The organism is Rhizobium johnstonii 3841 (assembly GCF_000009265.1).
GTDB classification, from domain to species: domain Bacteria; phylum Pseudomonadota; class Alphaproteobacteria; order Rhizobiales; family Rhizobiaceae; genus Rhizobium; species Rhizobium acaciae.
Window position 1 is genome coordinate 115,843 of record NC_008378.1, and the last position, 24,881, is coordinate 140,723.

A 24,881-nucleotide genomic window follows, 5' to 3' on the forward strand; every position below is an offset into this window, starting at 1 on the left:
GTGCTGGGCCGAGCTCGTACGGCAAACGGGTTGTCCGATCCGTCGGAGACGGGTTTGCCGGCTACACGCCGGACGAAGCCGAGATTGCCGAACTCAAAAATATGGTGCTAGCACTCGAGCGCAAGGACCCGAAGGCTGCAGGCGACGCTGTATTTGATCGCGTGACGCAGCTTTTAAAAATGCGGCCGAAACCCATCGTTTAGCGTCAGAAACACGCTTGCTTGAAAAGTGGGAGCGGCCTCTCGCCCGGCGAGCATGCGGCCAATCAAATATGTTACCAGAAGTGAAGTCAGCCAGTTCGCAACCTGCATGAGGTTTTACTGAAATGAAAACATACACGCTTCCACAGACCGACCTCAATGTGTCGAGTATCATTCTCGGAATGATGCGGATCTCCAATATGAGCAATGGCGAAATCCAACAACTTGTCGATGGTGCACGCGATGCCGGCGTGACGTTCTTCGACCATGCGGACGTTTATGGCGGTGCGCCGCATCGCTGCGAGGCTCGTTTCGGCGAGGCGATCTCCCTCACCGCCGCAGAACGTGAGAAACTTGTCATCCAGAGCAAGGTCGGAATCCGCGAGGGATTTTTCGATTTCTCCGCCGAGCATATTCTGGCCTCGGTGGATCAGTCGCTCGCAGCGCTGAAGACCGACTATCTGGACGTGCTTCTGCTGCACCGTCCTGATACGCTTGTCGAGCCCGAAGAGGTTGCTGCGGCCTTCGACACGCTCAAATCTGCCGGCAAGGTCCGCCATTTCGGTGTTTCAAACCATACACCTGGCCAGGTCGAGCTGCTGAAAACCGCGGTCAAGCAACCGCTCATCGTCAATCAGGTACAGCTTAGCATCACGCATGCGCCGCTGATCGCATCGGGCGTTGCTGCCAACATGGCCGGGCTCGACCAGTCGATCGACCGCGACAACGGTCTCCTCGATTATTCTCGTATCAACGGGATGATGCTACAGGCCTGGTCGCCTTTCCAGAAGGGCTTCTTCGATGGCGTCTTCCTTGGCGACAACGAGAATTTCGCCGATCTGAACGGCGCAATCGACGAACTCGCCAAGGCCTACGGTGTAACGCCGACGGGTATCGCGGTTGCGTGGATCACCCGTCATCCGGCAAAAATTCAAGTCGTGCTCGGCACCACGAAGCCGGAACGTGTCGTCGAAGCCGCGGCCGGTTCTTCTATCTCGATGACCCGAGAGGAATGGTATCGCCTCTTCCGAGCTGCGGGACATACTCTGCCCTAACCCGCATGCGATGGTGGCGTTCGCGAATGTCGCCATCAAGCCGCGTCCTACTACGGTTTTACAGGACATGGAACATCGCGAAGATTTCCGCAGATTATCGTTTAGACCGAATCGAGACCTCGGGGCCGGAAAAGACACTCCCCCCTGACACTGTTCCCATGCCGCGCCTGTCCATTGGAAATTCGATGGCTCCGCCCATGACTGAAGCCATAGCAAACATCGCTGGCCAACCGATGGTTTCTTCTCGCAGTCAAGGCAGTCGAAATTTCAGTCAAAGGCCCTGCTTGCCAACAGAAATCGAAGGCAGGGGCAATCACACGCTCGAGATTAGACCACCGTCCACCCGGATCACCGACCCGGTCAGATAGGAGGCGCGGCTGCTTGCCATGAACGCGACAACGTCGGCATATTCCTGCGGTTCGCCGTAGCGCCCGACGGGGATCGATGCAGTGCTTGCCGCTGAAACCTCTTCGACGGCCTTCCCTTCGCGCTTCGCCTTCTGTTCGTCGAGGAAGGCGATACGCTGTGTGGCGACACGGCCTGGCAACACGACATTGACGGTCACGCCATCACGACCGACCTCGCCCGCCAGTGTTTTCGACCATCCGAGAAGCGACATGCGCAGGGCATTCGACAGGCCAAGATTGGGAATGGGCGCGACGACGCCAGATGATGTCGAGGTGATGATGCGTCCCCACTTCTTTTCACGCATCCGGGGAAGTACGGCATCGGAGATTGCTATGACCGACAGAACCATGCTGTCGAAGTATTTGCGCCAGCTCTCGGCATTCTGACCGGAAACGAGCGTCGGCGGCGGGCCGCCGGTGATATTGACAAGAACGTCTACCGAGCCGAGCTGCTCGTCGATGGCGGCGAGATTGGGCTCGATCACGCCGAGTTCGGCAAGGTCCCATTGAAGCGCCATCGCTAAGCCGCCAGCCGTGCGGATATCGGTAACCGTTTTTTCCGCTGCTTCCCTGTTGATATCTGCAACCGCGATCCGCGCGCCTTCGACGGCAAGGGTTTTTGCAATTGCCCCACCAAGCCCGCCGCCGGCGCCCAATACCAGGGCAGTCTTGCCTTTCAATCCGAGATCCATGGTCCGTTTTCCTTTCCGTTATTGGCGATCTTCATACGCTGTGATCATCAGCCCGCCATCCAGCCGCCATCGACCATCAGGTTAACGCCGGTCATGTAGCTCGCCATGTCGCTGGCGAGGAAAAGCGCGGCACTTGCGACATCGTGTGGCTCGCCGAGCCGCGGCCAAGGGGTGCGACGGCGCGAATAATCGAGAGCGTCGGGATCGTTGGCGACACCCGGTTTGCCGGTGACGATCTTGCCGGGGGCGATCGCATTGCAAACGATACCTGTCGCAGCATGGTCGACGGCAATTTGCCGGGTCATTTGCACGACTGCACCCTTGCTGACGCCGTATGGGAAATCACCAGGGCAAGCGACCATGCCGTGCTGCGATGAAATGTTGATGATGCGGCCACGCGTTTCACCGGTCGGCTCCTGCGCCAGAAATTGCTGCGCGGCTCGCTTGCAACAATAAAAGAACCCGGTGACATTGACGGCGATCACCCTATCCCATTGTTGGGGCGAGGTTTCAAGGAGATTGGTCGAGGTGTAGATCGCGGCATTGTTGACCATGATGTCGAGCCGACCGAACTCTTTCACCGTTTGTGAGACCAGCGCATCGACGTCAGCCCAGTTGGAGATGTCGGTCCTTACGAACATGCCCTTTCCACCTGCCGCAACGATGCAGGAAAGGGTCGTTTCACCCCCCTCGATCGGAGCCTCGGAGACGTCGGCGATCACGACGACCGCACCCTCTTCGGCGTAGCGAAGTGCGATCGCGCGGCCGAGGCCAGAGCTCGCGCCGGTGACAATGGCAATTTTCCTGTCGAGCAAAGGCATCGGCGTTCCTTTATGCAGTCCTGCGGACGACTTGGCCGCGACGGGGATTAATAAGCGTTCCGTCTTTGACGATGCGTGCGCCGCGCAGGAAGACGTCGGTCAACCGGCCGGCCGTGCGCTTGCCGTGAAATGGTGAATAGGCGGCACGGGAGGCCTGCTCGGTATTGGTGATAACAGCCGATCGGTCCATATCGACAATTAGAATGTCGGCATCGCTGCCGACGGCAATCGACCCTTTCGAACGTCCAAGTCCGAAGCGATGGGCGGGATTGTAGGCGCAGATCCGCACGAGATCCGTAAGCCCTATTACCTTCTCCGCCACAAGGTCCAGCATCACCGAGAGCAATGTCTGAAGACCCGGCATCCCGCCGGGAATATCTGCGAAAGATCCATAGACTGCCGACTTTTCGGCCGGGCTGTGCGGCGCATGATCCGTCGCCATGATTGTGATCAGGCCCTCAGAGACCGCTCGGCGCAAGGCCGCGACATCGTCGCGGCCGCGAAACGGAGGCGATCCCTTCAGCCGGGCACCTTCCGACTCGTAGTCGTCGGATGTGAAGAACAGGTTCTGCGGTGTCGTTTCGACGGTGACATCAGCCATGCTCCGAAGACGGCGCCAGGTCTCGACGCCGAGCCTCGAATTGATTTGACGCACATGCACGCGCGCGCCGGTCTCAGCCGCCGCCAGTACCGCGCGTGCGATACCGCCGGCTTCGGCGAGCGGCGGTCTGCTGGCCAGGAATGCCGGAATGCCAACACTGCGCTCCCGCAAGCCGGTTCCCTCGAGGATCGACTGGTCGCCGGGGGAAACGCCAATCACCGCGCCCGTACCCGCCAGCCGGCGCAGCATCTCCGTGACAGCATCCAGACTATCGAACCGATAGTCGACGGGTACGTCGGCCGTGAACAGTTCAAGAGAGACCGGGGACAAAGCAAGCAGGTCCTCCAGGCTGTCATAACTCTTCGAAACCACGGCCTGAAAGCCGACATCGACATGAATACCCCCCGCCGCGCTTGCCATCTTATCCGACAATTGCTGCGCAGTCGCCGTCCAGGGATCGTCCGTCGGCATGTCGAGGATGGTCGTCACGCCGCCGAGCGCCGCTGCGTGTGTGCCGCTTTCGAAATCCTCCTTCTGCGTCATTCCCGGTTCGCGCAGATGAACATGCGCATCGACCAGGCCGGGCAGCACCATTTTGCCGCTCGCATTGATGAAGCCGCGTGCCATGGCGGGCTCGCCAGGCGCAAGGAGGGCCACGACGACGCCGTCGAGAATGCCGATATCCGCAGGAAGTTGACCGCTTGCGTTGACGACCATGCCGCCGGTGATCAGCGTGTCGAACATAGTCGCCTTCGCCTCCCCTACCATAGACCCGCGAGCCGCGACTCTTCGTGCGTGACGACCTCGATAAGGGCCGCCTGCCCGGCCTTGACCTTGTCGAGGGCACGTAGCAACGCGGGGCGCAGCATTTCCGGGTCCACGACGCATTCCGCGTAACCACCGAGAGCTTCCGCGATCGGCGCGTAACTGCCTGTCACCCGATTCGCGCCGTATTTCGTGGTGGCAATCGGCATGCTTTTCGCGTAGCCGCCGAGCACGTTGTTGCGCAGCACGATGGTCAAGACAGGCAGATTGCAGCGGACTGCGGTTTCGAAGTCGATGCCGACCATTCCGAACGCGGACTCTCCCATCAGATTGACGACGGTCGCATCGGGACGAGCAAGCCTGGCCCCCATCGCAAAGCCGAGGCCGCTTCCGAGCTGGGTGGTCTTGCCCCAACCGATGTAGCTGCCGGGTGTGCTTGCCAAATAAAATGGGCAGAACTGGTCGCGCGGATTGCCGGCGTCGTGCGTCACGATTGAGGTCTTCGGATCGATCGCCTGCATGATCTCCCAGACGACACGGTAAGGTGAGATCGGCGTGCTGTCCGATGTCAGGAGCGGCATCCATTTTTCCATGAAAGCCGCGCGAACGGCGGCGATTTCCGCCGCCGGCTGCTGACGTTCACCGAGAGGCAGGTGAACGCGACGGATGAGTGCGATCATCTGTTTCAGGACCGAGGCGGCGTCTGCGACCACACCCTGGGCAATCGCATAATCCTTGCCGAGATCCGCATCGTCGAGCGTGACATGCAGGATGGTTTTATCTTCGGGAACCGGCAGGATGTAGTAGGAGCGCGTCAGGCTGCTGCCGAGCGCGAACACCAGGTCGGCCTTTGCTAGAAAATGGTCGACGGTCGCGGGTCGGGCACGCCCGGCTGTCCCGAGAGCAAGCGGATGGTCTTCCGGAAAAGCGCTCTTGCCGTTCGGCGTCGTCATGACGGGAATGTTCAAGAGTTCGGCAAGCTCGATCAGTTCCGGCGTCGCCGAGGCTGACAGCACTCCCTGCCCCGCGAGAATGACGGGATTTTTGGCGGCCAGCAGGCTTTCGGCCAGATCGACCACCTCACGATCACCGGCCTGCGGTACGCTGCGGCGCGGTCGGCGATGATCCGCTGGCAGAGCATCAAGCCTTTCGGCCAGCAGATCGACAGGCAACTCGAGCAGGACCGGCGCCGGCGGCCCATTCCTGACCCGCGATATCGCCGCATGCATGAGCTTGGGCAGATCATCGACCTGCGTTGCCGCCTCGCACCATTTGGTAATGTGCCGAAAGTTGCGGCGAGATTCGAAATTGGGGGCGATGGCTTCTGATCCGCGCGGGTAGCCGGTCGGCAGGAACAGCATCGGTACGCGGTCGTTGAAAGCCTGGGCAATGCCGGCAAATGCACTTTCGGCTCCCGGGCCATATTGCACAGTGACAACGGCAAGCTCCCTGCCGGCCGTCGCCCGGGCATAGCCCTCTGCGATATTGACGGCGACACGCTGCGTTCGCGCAATCAGCGGCGGAATGTCGAGCGCCGCTGAGGCATCGAAAAGCTCGCTTGCTGGAAAGCCAATGATCTGCTTGACGCCTTCCTCCTTCAGGACCCCTGCAACATATTCGGCGCCGCTCATCGTTTTCGCCTCGGCGGGCAAATGGCCATTCGGCAGTGCATGCGTGCCGTCAGCCATGATGATCGATCCAGTAACGGGCGATATCCTCGCGCCGCATGAAGGCCGCACCTGGCGTTTTCTTGACGTGCTCGATCACGTCACGCAGCCCCGACGCCCGATTGGGCTGGCCCATCCAGCGTGCATGCACGCCGATCGTCAGCATACGCCCGCCTGTCTCGTCGGCTTCGCCGATCATGTAGTCGATCGCCGATCGGCAATCCTCGGCAAAATCGCGCGGATTGCTGTAGCCGGGCGCGATCAGATAGCGGCTGTCGTTCAGCGTCTTCGAATAGGGCACGACGAGAAGCTTCGTACCCTCGTGATCGAGGAAATACGGAAGATCGTCGTTGCAGGGGTCCGAATAATAGAGGAAGCCGCCTTCCCTGACGATCAGGTCACGGGTGTTGACGCTTGGAAAGGATCGGCAATTCCAACCCAGCGGCCTTATGCCGGTCAATTTCTCATAAAGGGCGAGTGCTTCGTGAAGCTGCCGCTCCTCCTCATCGCGCGGCATGCCGGAATATTCGCTCCAGCGCAGCCCGTGGCCGAGCAGATCGTGGCCGCGGGCATTCATCCAATCGACGACAGCCGGGTTCTTCTCCAGCGCAACGGCGCAGGCCGAGATCGTTACCGGAATATCGTAACGGTCGAACAGGCGAGCCAGGCGCCAGACGCCGGCGCGACTGCCGTATTCGAAATGGGTCTCGGTGCCGAGGTCGCGCAGCGGCGGGCTGTTGGGAATATTGTACTCGCCCCAGTTGTCGTTTCGTCCGTCTTCAAGCCAGGAATATTCGGCCCCCTCCTCGTAGTTCAGCACGAGGTTGATCGCCAGCGTGACGCCACCTGGCCAGGAGATGACCGGTGGGTTCGGGCCATAGCCGACAAAATCGCGCGATTGGTCTTTTGCAGCAGCGCTCATCACTTTCCCTCGCTCTGATTTTCGTTCTCGACGATCCAGTCCATGTAGTCGTGGAACGACTGCCTGGCGCTGCGTGGCTGCCAGCCCGTGTCGCGCGCGATCCGGGCGATGTCGTAGGCTCCCCACATGCCGTCTTTCAGTGAAACGTCCTGGATGACGTTGGCGGTATCCGCGGGGCTCACCTCGACCTGCAGGGAAGGCGCGCGCTCCTTCGCCCAGCCGATGATGTCGCCGATGGTCGAAGTCTCGCCACTGCCGATATTGTAGTGCCGGTAACGGAGGCGCTCTGCGAGAAGCAGCGCGATGATTGCGTCGGCCACATCCGTGGAAGTGACATAGTCGCCGACAGGTTCCAGGCTATTCGGGCGCACGGTCTCCCCTGCAAGCGCCATATGGGCGACGCGGTTTGGAACATGCCGGAAATTGCGGCTGCCGGTGACCCGATCCATCGGCCCATAAACCGATGCAAGCCGGACAGAGGCTGCCGACAGGCCGAAAAGATCTGCGTAGCGGTTGACGACCATCTCTGCTGCAAATTTGGAGATGCCATAGAGTGTCAGCGGTGCAACATAGCCGTCTTCGGGAAGCGGTTCGCCCATCCAGTCCGGTCCGTGATGACGGTAGACCGAACCGGAACTGACGAAGACGAGGCGTTGAAAGCCGGGGCGTTTTCTCAGCCATTCGAGAACATGCACCGTGCCCATGAAATTGACATCGATGATCCTGGCCGGATCTTCGGCCTCTGGCTGACGCTTTGCCTCAGCCGCGCTGCCACGCGAGATGGGGGTGACGGTGGCGCCGTGCACGACATAGCGGATATCGTGGTCGTCGAGTGCAGCTTCCCACTGGGTGGGCTCGCAGATGTCGGCCGTGACCACGGTCAGCCGATCGCGGACCGGCGCAAAATAGCGCTCCGCCATCGCATCCAGGCCGGCACGATCGAGAATGACGACACGCGCCTTGGCATCGCGTTCGAGCCATTCCCGTGCAAGGACGCTCATGACGAAGCCGGTTCCACCGGTGACGAGAAGGGTCATTTCAAATCCATCCAAAGATTTTCAATACAGATATCAGCGCGTCGCGTAGCCGCCGTCGGCCAGGAGATCGGTTCCGGTGACGAAGGATGCATCCGACGACAACAAAAAGGCCGTGGCGGCGGCTATTTCCTCCGGTTGTCCGATGCGTCCGAGCAAATGCGCAGGCCCCAGCCCGGCATTGGCCGCGTCGAGATCCGGCCACCGTTGCAGCAGCCGCGGCGTGGCGACAGCGCCGGGCGAAAGGCTGTTGACGCGGATGCCATCCGCCGCATGGTCAACCGCCATAGCCTTGGCGAGATGCACGAGACCGGCCTTTGCAGCGCAGTAGGCGACAGCCTTGCCGGTTGCCACATGAGCGAATTGCGATGCGATGAAGACGACGGAACCGCCGCCACCTTCGATCATGGCCGGAAGCGTATGTTTGCTGGCGAGGAAGGCACCGGTCAGTATGACATCGATTTCCAACTGCCATTGCGGCGCGGCAAGGTCGATAACCGTACCATCCATCGAAGGTGCAGCCGCGTTATGCACAAGACCATCGAGCCGCCCGAAATGTTCCAGGCTAGTCTCCACCGCGCGCTTGACCGAGCCGCTCTCGGTAACCTCGCACCGAATGCCCAACGCCTGCGGGCCAAGCGATTTTGCAAGCGCGTCGGCACCATCGAGCGATTGGTCTGCGCAGATCACGAAGGCTTTCTCGTCGATGCATCGGCGCGCGATCGCCGCGCCGATGCCGCTTGCTGCACCGGTCAGGAAAATCACCTTGCCTTCAAGACGTGACATCGGCGTCGTCATGATGCGAGGACCTTAGAAAGTCCCTGCTGCGGCGGAAAAGGCCGCTCTCTGGCGATGAATTGGCCGCGGCCCGGTTCCGCCAGGATTTTTCCGTCCTTCCAGACGATATCGCCGCGCGAGATCGTCATGATGGGCCAGCCCTTGACGACCTGCCCCTCGTAGGGCGTGTAGTCGGTGGCGTGGTGCAGCAGGGAATTAGTGATCGTCACGCTGCGATCCGGATCCCAGATCGCAATATCGGCGTCTGCCCCGACGGCAATCTGCCCCTTGCGCGGAGCAAGCCCGAAAAGGCGTGCCGGCGCGCCGGACGTGAGGTCCGCGAATTTCTGCAGCGAGATCAAGCCACCATTCACGCCTGCCGAAAACAAAAGGGCAAGTCGCGTCTCGATGCCGGGAATGCCATTGGGAATTCGGTGGAACGGCGTCCCCGGCCCGCCCGCAATCTTGTCGGCATAGTGCCAGGGCGAATGATCCGAAGAAAAGACCTCCAGCGTTCCGTCCAGGATGCCGGCCCAGATTGCTGGCTGGTTCGACTTATCGCGTGGCGGCGGCGTGCAGACGCATTTGGAGCCGGAGAGATCATGGGTGTCGATATCTTCGGCCGAAAGGAAAAGATATTGGGGGCACGTCTCGGCGTAGATCGGAAGCCCACGCGCCTTGGCGCGGCGGATCTCCTCGACGGCACCGCCCGCAGCGACGTGGCTGACGAGGATCGGCGTCTCTATCAGTTCCGAAAGGCTGATCGCCCGGAAGGTCGCTTCACGGTCGCCGATCGCTGAATGCGCCTTTTCATGGTAGCGCAATTCGGTCTTGCGCGCGGCAATGAATTTTTCGGTCAGCCAGCGAATGCAGGCGTCGTTTTCCGCGTGAACCATGACCATCGCGCCCTGCGCGCGGGCAAGGTCGAGCACATTCAGCACCTCATAGTCATCGAGCTTCAAACCGTCATAGGTGAGGTAAATCTTGATTGAGGTGCAGCCTTCGGCAATCAGCCGAGGAATTTCGTCGCGCAACACTTCGGCTGAGGGATCGCCGACGATGAGGTGAAAACCATAGTCGATATGCGCTTTCGAACGGGCGCGCTCGTGATAGTCCTCGACGATGTCGCGTAGCGACTGGCCACGCATCTGCATGGCGAAAGGCACCACAGTTGTCGTGCCACCGCACATCGCCGACAGCGTGCCGGTATTGAAATCGTCCGCTGTCGCCTTCCCTTCCCATGGCTGCTGATCCATGTGGCAATGGCTGTCGACGCCGCCGGGCAGCACGATACGCCCCTCGGCCGCGACTTCATGCTTCCCCTCGGGCAGATCCGGCCCGAGCGCCGCAATCACGCCGTCGCGAACGCCGATATCGATTTGCTTGGTTGCATCCGGCAGCACCACACGGCCCCGACGGATCACGAGGTCATAAGGCTCAGCGAGCGTCATTCGTTTCCTCCCGTAGTGAAGCAAGGCTTGGCGGCGCCGATCGGACGGCGCAGGAGATTGAAGCAGGCAGTGGCAGCAACCAGGAACGCTCCGCTCCCGAGCAGAAGGAAGAGTGCCTGCGGTGCAAACAGCTCCATCAGCTGGGCGGCGAGCCCAGGTGTCATGATGTTGCCGATCGAATAGAGGAGCAGCAGGCTACCCGATGCCGAGACCATATGGCGGCTGTCGAGCTGTGAGTTGGCGTAAGCGATGCCGACCGGGTAAATTGTCAGCGCGATCGCGCCGTAGGCGAAAAACAGACCGTAGAGAAGCATCTGCGGGTAGCTTCCGGGCCAGGCAATTGCTGCGCACAGTCCTGTTCCCGCCAATCCCTGAAGGAGAAGTAGAACGCGCCGGTCCATACGATCAGACAACCATCCGACTGGCGCCTGAGCGAGCATGCCGCCCAGGCTGAAGGCGGTTACCAGCGTCACGGCGACCGCCGCGTCGAGATGCACCCGCTCAGCATAGATCGGCGTCATCGTATAGACATTCATATTCGTCATGCCCGCTTGAAAGACGCAGACGACAGCCACCGGCGCTAGAGCAGCGAGCCGCCAAATGCCATACCGATGCCCGGAGTGGGCGTTACCGGCGTCGACCGTCACCGCCAGCGGCAGCCGCAAGACAGGCCAAGGTCCACCAACAAAGCGGGCGTAGATCAGTCCAAGCAGGATCACGCCGAGCGCGATCTGAAAGAGATGGGGAGAGGTCGCTCCGGCCGCTTCGACAAGCAATTGCGCAAACAGCGTCGCCAGCGACGTCATCAGCATATAGAGCGAGAAATAGGCTCCGCGGTTCTTCTGGTCAGCGTAAAGATTGATCCAGCTTTCGGAAACGACGAACAGCGTCGCGATGGAAAAGCCGTTTATCAGACGCAGGCAGAACCAGACCGGAGCGACTTCCGTCAGCATGTAGCCGCAGGCGCCAAAAGCGGCGAGCAATGCCACGGCCAGGAAAGCGCGCTCATGTCCGAAGCGGACGACCATGAAACGGGCTGACAGGCAGCCGGCTAGGAAGCCTATGGGAAACGCCGTCAGCAACAACTGGACAACGTGGGGATCGATTGCGGGGTCGCTGAGGTGAAGAGAAACCGTGGTCGTCAAAAGTGAATTGCCTGTCGCGACGATGCAGATGCTCGCCATGACATGCAGGATTGCACGAAGCCCCGCGGCTTTCCGCCAGAAGTCACCAATCGTCCTATCGGGATCGCGCATCATTATGCCTTATCGGCGGAAACAAGAACGGATGGCCGAGCCGCGAGATCTGCTTGATCGATGTGGCAGAGAATCTCATGCGTCTCGGACATCTTGCGCAGCGGCGGTGGAGCGGTGTCGCAGATGCTGCCGAGCTTGCGGTGGCACCGCGTCGAAAAGCGGCAGCCGGCGGGTACGTTGACCGGGCTCGGTGTTTCGCCGGACAGGCGAATACGCTCGCGCGGCGCTTCATCCGGATGCGGGCTGCGGATCGCTGACAGAAGTGCTTCGGTATAGGGATGCGCGCCCTCGCCGAAGACTTCCTCGACGGTTCCCTGCTCCATGATCTTGCCGAGATACATGACCACAACCTTGTCTGCCACGTGGCGAACCAGCGCCAGGTCGTGGCTGATGAACAGCATGGTGGCATGCTTCTCCCGTTGAATGTCGAGAAGAAGCGTCACGACCGCGGCCTGCACCGAAACGTCGAGCGCCGAGACCGGTTCATCGGCGACAATAAGCGAAGGTTCCGCCGCAAAGGCGCGTGCGATGGCGATACGCTGCTTCTGACCGCCGGACAGCTGGTTCGGCTTTCGGTCCGCGACGGCCGGAGACAGACGCACCATTTCTAAGAGCTCGCGGACGCGCTGCTCGATCTCGGCCTTTCCCTTGCGAATGCCGAATTTCTTGATCGAACGACGAATGGAGAAGGCGGCCGAATGCGAAGGGTTGAGTGTGCTATCGGGATTTTGAAAGATCATCTGAATTTGTTGCAGCAGCGCGCGGGGACGTTCGCCGGCCCGCAGTTCGGCGATGTTTTCGCCAGCCATGCGGATTTCGCCCGACGTCGCCTTGTCGAGACCCGTCACAATGCGTGCCAGCGTAGATTTTCCGCAGCCGGACTCGCCGACCAGCGCCACGATCTCGGCTGTTGCCGCTTCAAAACTGACCGCTTCGTTTGCCTTGACGGTCTTCTGGCGGCCGACGGGATAGAGACGGTTCACATCGGACAGCGTTATCGCCGTCGATTTTGCAATCATCTGTGTCTCGACCGGAGCAACGGTCGCTTCTGCAGCCGAAATTTCCTGCCAGCGGACGCAGCGCACCAAATGCTCTTCCGTCGCCGGCTCCAGAGCAAGGTCCGGACGGTCGCAGAGGCCGGAGACAAAACTCGAACAGCGCGGCCCGAAAAGACAGCCCTGCGGCCTTTCCTGCGGCAGCGGGATCGAGCCCGGGATGGCAGCTAGCGTGCGGCTGCGCTTGTCACCGGCAATGTCCGGAATGCAATCGATAAGGCCGCGCGTATACGGATGTTTCGGCCGGCGGAATACTTCTGATGTCGTTCCCTCTTCTACCATCTGGCCGGAATACATGATGCCGAGACGATCGCAGCTCTCTGCGATTAGCCCGAGATTGTGCGAGATGAACAGCAGGCTGGTCGAGTAACGTTGGCGCAATTCGGCGATCAGATCGATGACCGCAGCCTCGACGGTCACATCAAGGCCGGTTGTCGGTTCATCGAGCAGCAACAGGGACGGTTTGGCAAGCAATGCCATGGCGATGACCACGCGCTGCTGCTGGCCACCAGACAGCTGATGCGGATACCGCTTCATCATGTCGCCGGGGTCAGGCAGGCGGACGTCGGCTAGCATCGCTTCCGCCATGGCCATGGCGTCTTTCTTGCTGGCGCCTATGTGAAGCAGGGGGACTTCGGCAAGCTGCGCACCAATCGTCTTCACCGGATTGAGCGCACTCATCGGATCCTGGTAGACCATTGCGATCTGCCGCCCGCGGACGGAACGCAACTCCTTGGGGGAGGCATCGACCAGTTGCTTGCCGTTGAAGCGGATGCTGCCGCCGGCAACAATACCGGTCGCGCCGAGATAGCCCATGATCGCCATGGCCGTGGTGCTCTTGCCGCAGCCCGATTCACCCACGAGACCGTAGCTTTCGCCGGGCATGACCTTGAACGAGAGATCGGGGATCGCAACCACCGTTTCGCTCTTGCCGCGAAACTCGATGCGCAGGTTTTCGATGTCGAGAACGGGTTCACGATCGATCGATGGCGTGATGGACATGGCCGCTCCTTGAAGGTTGGACGCGATGATGTTCATGGCTTCCATGCCTCCCGCATACCATCGGCCAGCAGGTTGAAGCCGAGAACCAGACTGACGAGCGCGAATGAGGGGATCAGCGACATGTGCGGCCACACATTCAGAACAGTCACGCTCTCCTTGACCATGCCACCCCAGTCCGGGTTCGGTGGCGGCAGACCGAGGCCGAGGAAACCGAGGATGCCAATGGTGATGATCGTGTAGCCGATCCGCAGACAGGCATCGACGATCAGCAGGCTGCGGCAGTTGGGCAGCAGTTCGACGATCATGATGTAGAGCGTGCTTTCCGCACGCAGCTTTGCCGCCGCGACATATTCCTGCTGCTTCAGACCCAGCACCAGGCCGCGCGTTATGCGGCCGATACCCGGCGCCGAGGCGATCATCGTCGCAATGACGATGTTCAGAACCGACGGTCCGATATTGGCGATCAGGATCACGTAAATAACGAGAACCGGAAAGGCCAGGATGATATCCGAGACGCGGCTGATCAGCACATCGATCCAGCCGCCATAATAGCCGGAAATCATCCCCATGGTGATGCCAACGATCATGGCAACCGCCACTGAAAGCGGCGCAACGGAAAGCACGGTGCGCGCGCCAAAGATCAACCGCGACAGCATATCACGTCCGAGAATATCGGTTCCCAGCCAATGGGCAGCTGACGGATAGGGATCGCTCATCGCCAGGACATCGGAATCTGTTGGCGATGGCAGCGGCAGGATCGGCGCGAGAAGCGCCGCAAGTACCCAGAAGAGAACCAGGCAAAGCCCGACGACGGCCGTGCGCGAATGAAAGATGCGCATCCAGTTGGGCCTTGCAGCACGCTTTGGCGGTGCGGCGACTGCTCCGATGATGTTGTCTTGAACAGCCATGATTTACCTCACCCGGATGCGTGGATCGAGCAGCATGTAGCCAAGGTCGCCAAGCAGCTGCGTAACAACGGCAATAGCGACGGTGATCAGCGTGGCGGCTTCGAGCGTTGCGATGTCGCCGAACAAACTTGCATCGAGGATCAGGCGGCCGAAGCCCGGATAAGCAAAGACGAGCTCCGTGACGACGACGCCGCTGATCAGGAAGTTTATTTGCAACAGGAGCACCGTGAAGGGCGCGATCATCGCATTGCGGAGTGCGTGCCCTAGGACCATGCGGCGCGTGCTCATGCCCTTGAGGATTGCGGTGCGGATATAAGGTCGCTCCATGACGCCGATCATCGAGACGCGGATCATTCGGGCAACATAGCCGAAGTCATAGATGACCAGCACGGCAACCGGCAGGACAAACTGGTAGGGCACCGCCCAGCCGCCATCGCTGTTGAGAGGGCTGGTACCTGGCAGGATCGGCCAGAGGATCACGAAAAGCGTCACCAGGAAAACCCCTGACGCGAACTCCGGAATAGACGTGAAGGTGATACAGATGACCGATAGCGTCCGGTCCAGTACCCCACCCTCTTTCAACCCCGACAGGATGCCGAAAATGATCGACAGCGGGACGATCAGCAGGAACGCCAGTCCGGCGAGGATCGAGGTATTGCCGAGGCGATCCCATATGACATCGTTGACGGGCAGCTTGTTCAGGGTCGAATAGCCGAAGTTGCCGAAATACTGCGCGCCACGCGGATCCTTGAAGTTCAACCCGGTGGTCGGATCCTGAAGGGGATCGGGAATTGCGCCGACTAGCACACCGAGCCAGCGACCGTAGCGCACGAGCAGCGGATCATTGGCCTTCAATTTCTCCGACAGCAGGTCGACCTGCTGCTGGGTGGCGAAAGGACCGAGCGACTTGCGGGCCACGCTGCCGGGAGTGAACTCACAGACGGCGAAGACGAGAAACGAGGCGCAAAGCATCGTCACGAACATCATCGCCAAGCGTTTCAGGAGAAATGTCGCCATAGCCGGAGGAATCCGCTGACTGGGCCTAGCACCCGACCGCGCGAACGCGGCCAGGCGCCAGCCGGGAGGTTACGCCGAGATCGCGTACTGATGCGCGAAGATGTATTGCGAAGGATGGAGCTCAAAGCCCTTGACCTTCTTGTCCATGACGGTCGAGAAAACACGCCAGAAGGGCTGAACGATCGGCCCGTCGTCCTGCATGATCGCCTCGATTTTCGCCATCACCTTGCTGCGTTCCTTTGGATCAAGGATACCCTCGGCCTCGGTCAGCAGCTTGTCGAAATCCGCGTTGGAATAGTTGGACTCGTTCCAGGCGGCATTCGAACGATAGGCAAGCGACAGTGTCATGATTGCCAGCGGCCGGTGGCCCCACGCGGTCAGGCTGAAGGGAGCAGTCGTCCAGACTTCCCAATATTGGGCGCTGGGCAGGGACTTGATGTTGATCTTGACACCGATGTCCTTGAACTGTTCGGCGAGGACCTGCGCCGTGTTCAGTTCCCAGATCGGATCGGGACGCGTGACCATGTCGAATTCGAAACCATCCGGATAGCCGGCATCGGCCAGAAGCTTCTTCGCTTTCTCGATGTCGCGGGGGTATTTCGGCAACGCCGCATATTCCGGATGCGAGGGCGCGACGTGATGATCTTCGGCAGGAATGCCGGCACCGAGAAGTGCCGTCTGAATGACCTTATCGCGGTCGATCGCATAACGCATCGCCTGGCGCACGCGTTTGTCCTTGAACTGGTCGATATCGGGATGCATGCGGGCGACGACCGTCTGGGTCGTCTCGACCTGATAAACGGCGACATGCGGGAAATTTTTCATCGCATTGATCTGAACGGCATCGGCTTCCGACAGGCCATCGACCTGCTTGGAGGCCATTGCCGCGATACCTGCACCTGGATTGTCGCCGAGGTCGACATATTCGAACGTGTCGAGATAGGGGCCAGTGCCCCAATAGTCGGTGCGCGCTTTGTACTTGGCACCTTTGCCGACGACATACTCGGTGATAACGAAGGGACCCGTGCCGTTCGCATCCGCACCGAAGGCGCCATTTTCTTCCGGATCGATGATGAACATCGGGTAGTGATAGAGATGCTCGGGCACGGCAATTTGCGGCGAGGAGCAGTTGAGGCGGACAGTGTGATCGTCGACCTTCTCGATGGCGTTGTCGGCCCAGAGCTTGCTCGACTTCTTGGGATTGCCCTTCTCGTCCTTTTCGCCGGTTTCGTATTCCTGCATGAGGTAGCCGGTGAAGAGCCCGAGCATCGACGAGCCGATGGCTGGATCGCAGACGCGCTTCAGGTTCCAGATCACATCGTCAGCCGTCAGCGGCCTGCCCTTGCGCCACTTGACGTCCTTGCGCACGTGTAGGGTCCACGTCTTCAGGTCGTCGCTGACTTCCCATTTTTCCAGCAGGTAGGGATGAGTGATGTTGTTGCGGTCCGTGAGGGTGAGATACTCGCAGACCTGGCGGATCACGTTCGACTTTTCGGCGAAATCCGCCAGATGCGGATCCTTGATTTCCATGCAACGCATGCCGATGCGCAGGTTTCCGCCCTTGGGCATATCGTCGGCCCGGGCGCCGTCGCCCGGCATTGGAACGCCGGCCAGAGAATATGCGGCTGCGGCCGAAACACCAAGAAGCGTCGCTTTACGCAGAAATTCTCGGCGGCCGATCGAGCCGCTCGACATCTGTTCGACCAGAGTCGGGATATAGGAATGCTGAGACTTGTCCACGGTAGTCATCTCCTAGTTTAGCGCTTTAACTGTTCCGAATTTTTGTTGGTCGGACCGGCCGGCAAGACACTCGCCCCAGGCTCGGTCGCAGCGGACTTTTGTCCGTCACCCATCCGTCTTCGTTCAATTTAAAACGGGATGGACCTCTGTGACATGCGGTGATCCGACATCTTCTCTGCGCGGATCGACATTGTTCATGACACCGGCACCTCTCGTCGTCTCTCTGCCTTTCGTGTCGCGGCAGGGCTCTCGCGAAACCGCGTGCGGTATGAGCGGCCGAAATGCGAAGCCGACTGATAACCGCAGATTTCGGCGATCTCACCGATCGCCAATTCCGTGTAGACTAGCAGTTCTTTCGCGCGAGTCATGCGAAGCTCTATGTAGAAATGGGTGGGACTCTTGCCGAAATTGGCGTGAAACAGCCGCTCGAGCTGCCGAAGCGAAAGCGCCACGCTACTGGCGAGATCGGAAATTTCGACCGGATCGCCGAGGCTGGCTTCCATCCGACGAACCACAAAGGCAAGCTTGGCATTCCGGATGCCGAAACGATCTTCGGGCGACATCCTCTGAACGTCGTCCTGGCGCCGTATGCGCGCGTGGTTGAACTGGTCCGAAATGAGTGCTGCCAACTCCCGACCCTCCACGGCCGAGATGAGGTAAAGCATCATGTCCAATGTGACCGTTCCGCCCGACGAGGTCAGAAAACGTCCGTCGATCGCGAAAATGTCGTCGGTGGCGAGACAGTTCGGAAACTCGCTGCGAAAGCTTGCAAGCGACTCCCAATGAACGGCACATCGTCGCCCTTCCAACAATCGAGCCTTTGCCAGGAAGAAGACGGCAGTGCTGACTGCTCCAAGCACGCACCCCTCCGAATGGATGCGCCTCAACCATGCAAAGACATTGGCATCATAGGCGTCCGCATAATTGATGCCTGCGCAGAGGATGACGATATCGCAGCGTGGCGCCCTGCCGATTGCCGCATCTGCATCGAAGCCCAGTCCACTGCTGGACTTCACATGGCCGCCATCCGCCGACAGGATGAGCCACTCAAAGGCCTTTCGCTTGGCCAGACGATTGCCCTGCCGCAACGAGTCGAGCGCCGCCGCAAAGGTCATCAGAGGGAAGTCCGGCACCAGGAAAAAGCCGATCCGGATCGGTCGATGCCCCTGTGCCAATTGCTTGAGCGTATAGGTCTGATCCGTCATGGGGCGAACTCCAAACATCCCGTTTGCCCTGCTTTTGCCGGTCCGCAGCAGCGGCGGACTCAGGCAGGCAACGAAACACAAACACCGACGACTAAGCGTCACCGCATGGTCAGCCGGATGTCGCAAAAGCCGCTTTGTTCCTCGCCAGCGATGAAGCAACGCACATACTGGACACATTATGCTGGTCGATGGGGGGTGGATGGCTGTGTGACACATCCCATCACGATTTGCTACAACGGTATTGAGCCCGACTATAATGCAGGCGCCTGCGTAGATTCAAAGCTCATGGCGAGATGAACCGGCGCCACTTCTTTTGATCAGCGGACATTCGAGCGCGAGCGCAGGTTACTGTTTTGGACGCTAATCAGCCCCGAAGCTGCGTTTTAGGCGGCGCCTTAAGAACCGACGGCACCTAAAATCACCTGATGTTTATGGGAGCCAGGGGTTAATCACTTTCAACCCAACGGCCTCAAAAGGGCCTGTGTCGCGAGTTGCGACGGCAAGGCCGTTCGCTACGGCGGTGGCTGCGATATGTCCCCTTGCTGATCCTTTCCCGGATACTCGAGCGCGCGCCATCAGTTCCGAGTAAAATTGGCTGGCGGCAAGATCGAAAGGCAGGATGCGTTCGGCAAAATGCGGAAGCACTTCTTCCTCCAGGCGATCGCGAAGGATAGTTTGCCGTTTGCCTGCGGGCATGGCAGCGATCGCAAAACGTAGTTCAGCAATTGTTATTGCGGAAACGAAGAGAGTTTCGATGGCTTGGGCGTCCAACCAAGCGACCACTGCTCCGTCAGGAATCGGTTTCCACGGCTCCGATATCACGTTGGTGTCCAACAGGATCATTCGAAAGTCATGGGTTCAGCAGGCGCCTTATTGCGATTTTGCTGCAAGGCTTCAACGTCGCTGTTGGAGAGCTCAGCGTCACGACCGATGGCCGCAAGTAAGGAGCCGAGCTTCACGCGTTCAGATGGACGCACGGCGGCCTCGATAATGTCACGGATTTCGGCCTCTGTGCTTCGGCCATGATGAGCTGCGCGCACCCGTAGGGCGCGATGTGTTTCGTCAGAAAGATTGCGAATGGTGACCGCCGGCATTGATGTCAATTTTCCTCCACCTCACCAGTGCGACATCAATCGGCGGGTTGGCCGGTTACACTTGCCAGGCGCTCAACCGACGCTGGGCAGAGTAGAGGGCCGGCACCGACGATTGATCTTCCGTTGGTGCAATGGCATCAGGGTTGGATGTTCCTCTTGAAACCGACTGCAGACCGCCCTGCCGTCCACTGTTTTCATTTTCGCTTCCCCGCATACGCCTTGCGTTCAGTTCAGCGGCATCGCCACCGGCCGCATCGGTGCACCGGTGGCTCCGCGCAACTTGATGCATGCGCCAAAAAAGGCGAATTCGTAGAGCTTGTCGCCAGCCAACTCTTCAAGATAGGCCATCTCGAGGATCGGGACGCCCGCTTCCGCCAGCAGATAGGTATGGACGGGGAAGAAGTTGAGCTCGTGCGCCGACGGCGTCTGCTCCAGCGTCAGGTTGTCGGCGCCGATCATGACCGCGCCGTGCTTGGCGATATATTCCGCGCCTTCGCGGTTGAGGCCAGGCGTATTCTTGGTGAAGGCGATGTCCGGCCATCGCAGCATCTGGCCGGTGCGCAGCAGCACCACGTCGCCGGGCAGGATCTTCAGCCCCTGCTTCTTCAGGCAGTCCTCGATGTCGGCCTTGCCGATCGGGTGGCTCGGCGGCAGCGTGTCGACGCCGTGCATCGCCGCGATATCGAGGAGAATGCCGCGCGCGAAAATCGGCGGATATTTTTCCGGGCCGCAAATATCCCAGGCGCGGCTGCCGAGGTGATCCCGCGCCGTGAAACCATTGAAGATCTCGCCATTGTAGCCAAAGTGGTTGAACGTATCGATATGCGTGCCGCAATGGGTGTACATCGAGATACTGTCGCCGGAATAGGCGACGAGTTCGTTCTGTTGGCGCGTCACGCCCATGGTGTTGGCGACGATCTCGCCCTGCGGCGTGTGGGTCATCCAGATCTGGTAGGGCTGGTCGCCGGCGCCGAACCAGCCTGGCATGCCGACGAAATGGTCGACCGAGAGGTCGAAGACCTTCGAGGCATCGGTGCGGCCGATGATCGCCGAACGCGACTTGGCGTCGATCAGGTTCAGCATGCCGATCTCGTCGTCGCTGCCATAGGGGCTCTTCGTCACCTTATGGAATTCGGCATTGTAAGCGATGATCTTGCTCTTGGTCGCTTCGTCGACATAACACGCCATGCACATTGCAACTCTCCTTGTTCATGTTCGCAGCCACCGGAGCGACTGCCTTCAAATTGTCTCGCCGCGAATGACCGGTTCGGCGACGAGCGCCACCGACAGCAGCCGCTCGTCGCCGCGCGCCAGCCCCGACAGCAGGAAGCCGACCGGCATGCCGGCGTCGCCTGCCCCGCAAGGGATCGACACCCCGCACCAGTCCAGAAAATTGCCGAGCAGCGTGTTGCGCAGTGTCTTGCCGTTGGTCGCCACGAAAAGCTGGTCATCGGTCTTCAGCGGCTCGAGCAACGGTGCCACATGCGCGACCGTCGGGAAGGCGATCAGGCGGTCGCCGACCAGCCGGTCCACCGCTTCGATCAGCCGCTTGCGGGCAGAGAGTATGTCGAGGTAGTGCGGAAGGGTGATCTCCTCACCGAAGCGGGTGCGCGAGACCACACGCGGGTCGATCAGTCCGGCATCAGGCCCGGTGATCCGCGCCTTGTGCAGCCAGTAGGCCTCCGCCGTCACCAGGGCTCCGTGGCTTGCCATCAACTGCAGAATTTCCGCGAAGGCCGGGATCTCCAGCCGCGTGAACATGACGCCGGCGGCGGACAAACGCTCAACCGCCGCTTCGAAGGCCGCAACGACACCCGGCTCGGCATCGTCGAAGACGACGTTGGTGGGGATGACGACCTCCAGCCCGGCGAGCGGACGGCGACTGGCCGTCGGCGCCATGGCTCCGCGCATCGCGGCGTCTATCCAGATGGCATCCTGCACCGAACGGCAGAGCGGCCCGAGCGAATCGAGGCTGCCGGAAAGGGGGAACACGCCTGTCATCGGGTATCGTCCGCGCGTCGCCTTGTAGCCGACGATGCCGTTCAGCGCCGCCGGGATCCGCACTGAACCACCTGTGTCGGAGCCGATCGAGACCGGCACGAGAGCTGATGCCACCGCCACGCCCGAACCGGAGGACGAGCCGCCCGGAATGCGGGCGACATCGGTGCTGCGAGGGTTTTTCGGCGTGCCGAAATGCGGATTGATGCCAAGGCCGGAAAAGGCGAACTCGCTCATATTGACCCGGCCCGTCGCCACCATACCCGCCGAAGCCAGCGCGGAGACGACGGCGGCGTCGACTGCGGCCGGTGCCTGATCACGTAGAAGCAGCCTGGACCCCGCCGCCGTGACGCTGCCGGCAACATCGAAGAGATCCTTCCAGGCAACCGGAATGCCTTCGAGCAAGCCAAGCGAACGACCGTCATTCAGCCGCTTCGACGAGGCATGCGCTTCCGCCATTGCCCGCTCCCGCGTCAACGAGATGAAGACCGCCTTGTCGTCATGGCTCTCGATCGCGTCCAAGACCTGCTCTGCCACCGTGACAGGATCGACACTGCCGCCCTGGATGAGGGTGGAGAGCTGGGCGATCGAGAGGGAGCCGTAAGAAAGGGTCATTCTGTCGTTCCAGTTCTGCTCACGCCGCCACGAACTGCATCCAGCGGCGCACCAAATAATTGTGTTCGTCCATGGTCGTGTTCCAGACGGCGATCGAGTTGGCGCGCTGCCAGTAGGAGCCGCCGCTGCGCACCGCACCCGTCTTGACGCGGAGGAGGCCGTCGGGGCCTGGCAGGTCGGTCGCGGCCGGCAGGCCCTCGTACCAATAGTCCCATTCGGCCGGCGTCATGTGCGGCCGCGAGCGTGTCGGCGTCGACATGTAATAACCCTGCCGGGCCACCACCGCGCCGGGCCAGCCGGAGATCCACCAGTTGAGATAATCGTAGGCCGCGTCGAGCAGCCGGCCGGAGAGCCGTTTCGACAGGCAGAGCCCGCCATGCCAGGCGCGGTAACCCTCGGCGGGATTGGCGAGTTCGACGGGAAAGCCGCGCAGGTTCAGCTTGCTGATCCCTAGCGACCACATCGACTGGATCTGCGTGTCGCTCTTCGTCATCAGGTTCGCCGCGTCCTCGGCCGAACGCCAGAAGCCGCGGAAAAAGCCGGCCTTCTTGCGCTCTTCCAAAATGCACAGCAACCGATCGATTTCCTCAACGCTCATGTTGCCGAGATTGTTAAAGGTCATCAGCCCGGCCGACTGCGCCGCAAGTGCGGCGTCGAAGATGCCGATCGCCGGCTCGTTGACGAGGGCTGCGCGCCCGTGCCACCGCGGGTCGAGCAATGCCGCCCAGGAGGTCATCTGGTTGGAATTGGCCGCATCGGTGCGGTAGGCGAAGCTGTCGAAATTATGCGTCGTCGGCAGCATCGAGATGCGTTGCGAGGGCGTTTCGGCAAGCGCCAGGTTCGGCTGCACGAATAGCTTGGTCACCGGCGCATCGCCCTGCCCGATCCGCGCATTCGGTCCAATGCGCCCCGTTTTCGTCAGATCGGTGATCTCGTCCCAAAGCGTGATCCGCTCGATGTCGATCGGCTGCACAGCGCGCCAGTACCAGACGATATCGAGGTTGTGGAAGCACTGGTCGTAGATGTCGTAGGTCATCGGCTCCAGCGCCGCCTTGTGCTGGGCGGTCATGAAGTCCTGATTGTCGAATTCGATATCCATGCCGAGATCGCGCTCGGCACCGAGCCGAAGTTCTTCGAGAAGCGAAATCGCCGTGCCGAGGATGCGCAGCTTGATCCGGCCCTCTGTATGCAGGGCGGGCGTCGGAAAGCTCTTCGGCATTTTTCTCATGGCTGCAACTCCTCGACCCGCTTCGGCGCGACTTTTGCCACGCCGAGCCCATTGAAGGCGTCAAACGATCGCTTGATCACTTCGGGCGCGATGCCGTCGACGATGAAGACGATGCGGGAGCACCGGTCCCCGCCGGGCCACGATTGCATATGGACGGGCGTATGGACCAGATGCTGCACGCCGTGGATCGCCACGGGAAAGTCTTCGCCCTCGATGTTGAGAATACCCTTGACCCGAAGGATACGGTCGCCGTGCCGATTGAGCAGCATGGTCAGCCAGATCCCGAAGGCTGTCCAGTCGACCGTGCCTTCGCTCACCAGCACGAAGGACCGGATACCACCGGAATGTTCGCTGGCAAGAACCGGCCCCGGGTCGTCGCAATAGAAGCCGCCCGGCGACTGCATCGCCTCGGCGCGGCCGGTTGTCATGTCCTCCATCAGACTGACGACGTCGTCCGAGCCCAGGACAATCGGCGCATCCGGATTGATCTGCCGGATCATCGCCGTTACCCGCGCAACCTGGCCGGCCTCGGCGATGTCGGCCTTGGTCAGCACCAGAAGGTCGGCCACCGCCACCTGCCGCATCGGTTCGCGATAGGCGGCAAGCTGCCTCCCCGCATTGACGGTATCGACGGTGGCAATCACGCCCGAGGACCGGAAATGATGCCGCAGAACCGGATCGGCCTTCAACGTGGAAAGAACGGGGAAAGGATCGGCAAGTCCGGTGCTCTCGATGACAATCCTGTCGAAGGGCGGGACGATGCCGCGTTCGCGCTTCGAATGCAGGTCGCGGATCGCATCGGCCAGTTCGCCCCGCACCGTGCAGCAAAGGCAACCGGATTGTAAAAGCACCATGTTTTCGTCGATGCGCTCGAGCAGGTGATGGTCGAGCCCGGCCTCGCCGAATTCGTTGATCAGCACCGCGGCGTTCGAGAGCGCCGGATCGGTCAGCAGCCGGCGCAGCAGCGTCGTCTTGCCGGATCCGAGAAAGCCGGTCAGCAACGTGACGGGCGTGAAGGCCGGAAATGCATCAGCCATGGCGGTTCGCCTCCAGTCGGTCGAGAAGCGGCTCGGCGAGCGGATCGAGCGGCCGGCCCGCAAGCCGCTCGGCCGCCGGCCAAAGATGTCCGAGATCTTCGATGATCTCGGTCTTTCCGGTCCGGGTCGACAGCAGGAAGGAGGATCCCTGCCAGTCGGAGATACCGAGCCCGAAGGCGTCGAGAATGCGGTTGGCGATCGCAACACGGCGGGCACGCTCGCGCCGGCGGTCGATCCGCTCGGCGGAGCGGGTATAGACCCCGGGCCGCGCGACCGCATCGGCCCAGTGCTCGTTACCACCTAGAATGCCGCAGAGCGAACACATCGCCTTTGC

Annotated in this window: 22 protein-coding genes; 1 reads left to right on the forward strand and 21 read right to left on the reverse strand. The window is 60.8% G+C overall.

The genetic code is table 11. The features are described 5' to 3' along the window. The first annotated feature begins 325 nt into the window (after positions 1–325). Positions 326–1,255, forward strand: a complete 930-nt coding sequence (locus tag RL_RS33525; RefSeq protein ID WP_011648910.1) for an aldo/keto reductase — start codon at positions 326–328, stop codon at positions 1,253–1,255. A gap of 313 nt (positions 1,256–1,568) precedes the next feature. Here the strand turns inward: RL_RS33525 and RL_RS33530 are convergent, their stop codons facing one another. The 21 genes from RL_RS33530 to RL_RS33630 all read right to left on the reverse strand — a co-directional run bounded on the left by RL_RS33530 (position 1,569) and on the right by RL_RS33630 (position 24,872). Beyond that, positions 1,569–2,354 carry an SDR family oxidoreductase gene (locus RL_RS33530; RefSeq protein WP_011648911.1) on the reverse strand — a complete coding sequence of 262 codons (786 nt, stop codon included), beginning with the start codon at positions 2,352–2,354 and terminating at the stop codon, positions 1,569–1,571. A 47-nt stretch (positions 2,355–2,401) separates the two neighbouring features. Then, complete coding sequence (locus RL_RS33535; RefSeq protein ID WP_011648912.1) at positions 2,402–3,175, reverse strand: SDR family NAD(P)-dependent oxidoreductase; 774 nt, start codon at positions 3,173–3,175, stop codon at positions 2,402–2,404. A gap of 10 nt (positions 3,176–3,185) precedes the next feature. After that, positions 3,186–4,520: a dihydroorotase gene (locus RL_RS33540; RefSeq protein WP_011648913.1), complete on the reverse strand. Its 1,335-nt coding sequence runs from the start codon at positions 4,518–4,520 to the stop codon at positions 3,186–3,188. A gap of 17 nt (positions 4,521–4,537) precedes the next feature. Next, complete coding sequence (locus RL_RS33545; RefSeq protein ID WP_011648914.1) at positions 4,538–6,229, reverse strand: thiamine pyrophosphate-requiring protein; 1,692 nt, start codon at positions 6,227–6,229, stop codon at positions 4,538–4,540. Continuing rightward, complete coding sequence (locus tag RL_RS33550) at positions 6,222–7,130, reverse strand: allantoinase PuuE (protein WP_028742532.1); 909 nt, start codon at positions 7,128–7,130, stop codon at positions 6,222–6,224. The genes RL_RS33545 and RL_RS33550 overlap by 8 nt, the downstream gene beginning before the upstream one ends. Further along, positions 7,130–8,167, reverse strand: a complete 1,038-nt coding sequence (locus tag RL_RS33555) for an NAD-dependent epimerase/dehydratase family protein (protein ID WP_041936979.1) — start codon at positions 8,165–8,167, stop codon at positions 7,130–7,132. The genes RL_RS33550 and RL_RS33555 overlap by 1 nt, the downstream gene beginning before the upstream one ends. Positions 8,168–8,200: 33 nt before the next feature. Beyond that, positions 8,201–8,950 carry an SDR family NAD(P)-dependent oxidoreductase gene (locus tag RL_RS33560; RefSeq protein ID WP_225510578.1) on the reverse strand — a complete coding sequence of 250 codons (750 nt, stop codon included), beginning with the start codon at positions 8,948–8,950 and terminating at the stop codon, positions 8,201–8,203. A gap of 8 nt (positions 8,951–8,958) precedes the next feature. Continuing rightward, positions 8,959–10,392: a dihydropyrimidinase gene (gene hydA, locus RL_RS33565; RefSeq protein WP_011648918.1), complete on the reverse strand. Its 1,434-nt coding sequence runs from the start codon at positions 10,390–10,392 to the stop codon at positions 8,959–8,961. After that, positions 10,389–11,648 (reverse strand): MFS transporter, encoded by a 1,260-nt coding sequence (locus RL_RS33570; protein ID WP_225510576.1) that lies wholly within the window; start codon positions 11,646–11,648, stop codon positions 10,389–10,391. Before RL_RS33570 ends, hydA begins: the two co-directional genes overlap by 4 nt. A gap of 2 nt (positions 11,649–11,650) precedes the next feature. Continuing rightward, the gene (locus RL_RS33575) at positions 11,651–13,741 is read right to left on the reverse strand and encodes a dipeptide ABC transporter ATP-binding protein (RefSeq protein WP_041937040.1); all 2,091 of its coding nucleotides are present in this window, start codon (positions 13,739–13,741) and stop codon (positions 11,651–11,653) included. Next, on the reverse strand, positions 13,738–14,613 hold the full coding sequence (locus RL_RS33580; protein WP_011648921.1) for an ABC transporter permease: 876 nt from the start codon (positions 14,611–14,613) through the stop codon (positions 13,738–13,740). Before RL_RS33580 ends, RL_RS33575 begins: the two co-directional genes overlap by 4 nt. A 3-nt stretch (positions 14,614–14,616) precedes the next feature. Beyond that, the gene (locus RL_RS33585) at positions 14,617–15,630 is read right to left on the reverse strand and encodes an ABC transporter permease (protein WP_011648922.1); all 1,014 of its coding nucleotides are present in this window, start codon (positions 15,628–15,630) and stop codon (positions 14,617–14,619) included. Between the two features lie 69 nt (positions 15,631–15,699). Beyond that, a complete protein-coding gene (locus RL_RS33590) occupies positions 15,700–17,370 on the reverse strand; it encodes an ABC transporter substrate-binding protein (RefSeq protein WP_028742529.1) in 1,671 nt (556 codons plus the stop codon). 194 nt (positions 17,371–17,564) lie between these two features. Continuing rightward, on the reverse strand, positions 17,565–18,575 hold the full coding sequence (locus RL_RS33595) for a GlxA family transcriptional regulator (protein ID WP_041936980.1): 1,011 nt from the start codon (positions 18,573–18,575) through the stop codon (positions 17,565–17,567). 429 nt (positions 18,576–19,004) lie between these two features. After that, positions 19,005–19,418 (reverse strand): type II toxin-antitoxin system VapC family toxin, encoded by a 414-nt coding sequence (locus RL_RS33600; protein WP_011648925.1) that lies wholly within the window; start codon positions 19,416–19,418, stop codon positions 19,005–19,007. After that, on the reverse strand, positions 19,415–19,669 hold the full coding sequence (locus RL_RS33605; protein ID WP_028742527.1) for a FitA-like ribbon-helix-helix domain-containing protein: 255 nt from the start codon (positions 19,667–19,669) through the stop codon (positions 19,415–19,417). The genes RL_RS33600 and RL_RS33605 overlap by 4 nt, the downstream gene beginning before the upstream one ends. A 225-nt stretch (positions 19,670–19,894) precedes the next feature. After that, positions 19,895–20,863, reverse strand: a complete 969-nt coding sequence (locus RL_RS33610) for a cyclase family protein (protein ID WP_041936981.1) — start codon at positions 20,861–20,863, stop codon at positions 19,895–19,897. A gap of 45 nt (positions 20,864–20,908) precedes the next feature. Next, positions 20,909–22,282, reverse strand: coding sequence for an amidase (locus RL_RS33615; protein ID WP_011648928.1), 1,374 nt, complete (start codon positions 22,280–22,282; stop codon positions 20,909–20,911). A 19-nt stretch (positions 22,283–22,301) separates the two neighbouring features. After that, entirely contained in the window at positions 22,302–23,510 is a 1,209-nt protein-coding gene (locus tag RL_RS33620) for an ABC transporter substrate-binding protein (protein ID WP_011648929.1), read from the reverse strand. Beyond that, the gene (locus tag RL_RS33625) at positions 23,507–24,547 is read right to left on the reverse strand and encodes a CobW family GTP-binding protein (protein ID WP_011648930.1); all 1,041 of its coding nucleotides are present in this window, start codon (positions 24,545–24,547) and stop codon (positions 23,507–23,509) included. Before RL_RS33625 ends, RL_RS33620 begins: the two co-directional genes overlap by 4 nt. Continuing rightward, positions 24,540–24,872 (reverse strand): hypothetical protein, encoded by a 333-nt coding sequence (locus RL_RS33630; protein ID WP_011648931.1) that lies wholly within the window; start codon positions 24,870–24,872, stop codon positions 24,540–24,542. Before RL_RS33630 ends, RL_RS33625 begins: the two co-directional genes overlap by 8 nt. Positions 24,873–24,881: the final 9 nt, after the last annotated feature.

Excerpts from the sequence above, each read along its gene's own strand:
- RL_RS33525 (WP_011648910.1), top strand. The coding sequence starts at position 326 with ATGAAAACATACACGCTTCCACAGACCGACCTCAATGTGTCGAGTATC.
- RL_RS33530 (WP_011648911.1), bottom strand. The coding sequence starts at position 2,354 with ATGGATCTCGGATTGAAAGGCAAGACTGCCCTGGTATTGGGCGCCGGC.
- RL_RS33535 (WP_011648912.1), bottom strand. The coding sequence starts at position 3,175 with ATGCCTTTGCTCGACAGGAAAATTGCCATTGTCACCGGCGCGAGCTCT.
- RL_RS33540 (WP_011648913.1), bottom strand. The coding sequence starts at position 4,520 with ATGTTCGACACGCTGATCACCGGCGGCATGGTCGTCAACGCAAGCGGT.
- RL_RS33545 (WP_011648914.1), bottom strand. The coding sequence starts at position 6,229 with ATGGCTGACGGCACGCATGCACTGCCGAATGGCCATTTGCCCGCCGAG.
- RL_RS33550 (WP_028742532.1), bottom strand. The coding sequence starts at position 7,130 with ATGAGCGCTGCTGCAAAAGACCAATCGCGCGATTTTGTCGGCTATGGC.
- RL_RS33555 (WP_041936979.1), bottom strand. The coding sequence starts at position 8,167 with ATGACCCTTCTCGTCACCGGTGGAACCGGCTTCGTCATGAGCGTCCTT.
- RL_RS33560 (WP_225510578.1), bottom strand. The coding sequence starts at position 8,950 with ATGTCACGTCTTGAAGGCAAGGTGATTTTCCTGACCGGTGCAGCAAGC.
- hydA (WP_011648918.1), bottom strand. The coding sequence starts at position 10,392 with ATGACGCTCGCTGAGCCTTATGACCTCGTGATCCGTCGGGGCCGTGTG.
- RL_RS33570 (WP_225510576.1), bottom strand. The coding sequence starts at position 11,648 with ATGCGCGATCCCGATAGGACGATTGGTGACTTCTGGCGGAAAGCCGCG.
- RL_RS33575 (WP_041937040.1), bottom strand. The coding sequence starts at position 13,741 with ATGAACATCATCGCGTCCAACCTTCAAGGAGCGGCCATGTCCATCACG.
- RL_RS33580 (WP_011648921.1), bottom strand. The coding sequence starts at position 14,613 with ATGGCTGTTCAAGACAACATCATCGGAGCAGTCGCCGCACCGCCAAAG.
- RL_RS33585 (WP_011648922.1), bottom strand. The coding sequence starts at position 15,630 with ATGGCGACATTTCTCCTGAAACGCTTGGCGATGATGTTCGTGACGATG.
- RL_RS33595 (WP_041936980.1), bottom strand. The coding sequence starts at position 18,575 with ATGACGGATCAGACCTATACGCTCAAGCAATTGGCACAGGGGCATCGA.
- RL_RS33600 (WP_011648925.1), bottom strand. The coding sequence starts at position 19,418 with ATGATCCTGTTGGACACCAACGTGATATCGGAGCCGTGGAAACCGATT.
- RL_RS33605 (WP_028742527.1), bottom strand. The coding sequence starts at position 19,669 with ATGCCGGCGGTCACCATTCGCAATCTTTCTGACGAAACACATCGCGCC.
- RL_RS33610 (WP_041936981.1), bottom strand. The coding sequence starts at position 20,863 with ATGTGCATGGCGTGTTATGTCGACGAAGCGACCAAGAGCAAGATCATC.
- RL_RS33615 (WP_011648928.1), bottom strand. The coding sequence starts at position 22,282 with ATGACCCTTTCTTACGGCTCCCTCTCGATCGCCCAGCTCTCCACCCTC.
- RL_RS33620 (WP_011648929.1), bottom strand. The coding sequence starts at position 23,510 with ATGAGAAAAATGCCGAAGAGCTTTCCGACGCCCGCCCTGCATACAGAG.
- RL_RS33625 (WP_011648930.1), bottom strand. The coding sequence starts at position 24,547 with ATGGCTGATGCATTTCCGGCCTTCACGCCCGTCACGTTGCTGACCGGC.
- RL_RS33630 (WP_011648931.1), bottom strand. The coding sequence starts at position 24,872 with ATGTGTTCGCTCTGCGGCATTCTAGGTGGTAACGAGCACTGGGCCGAT.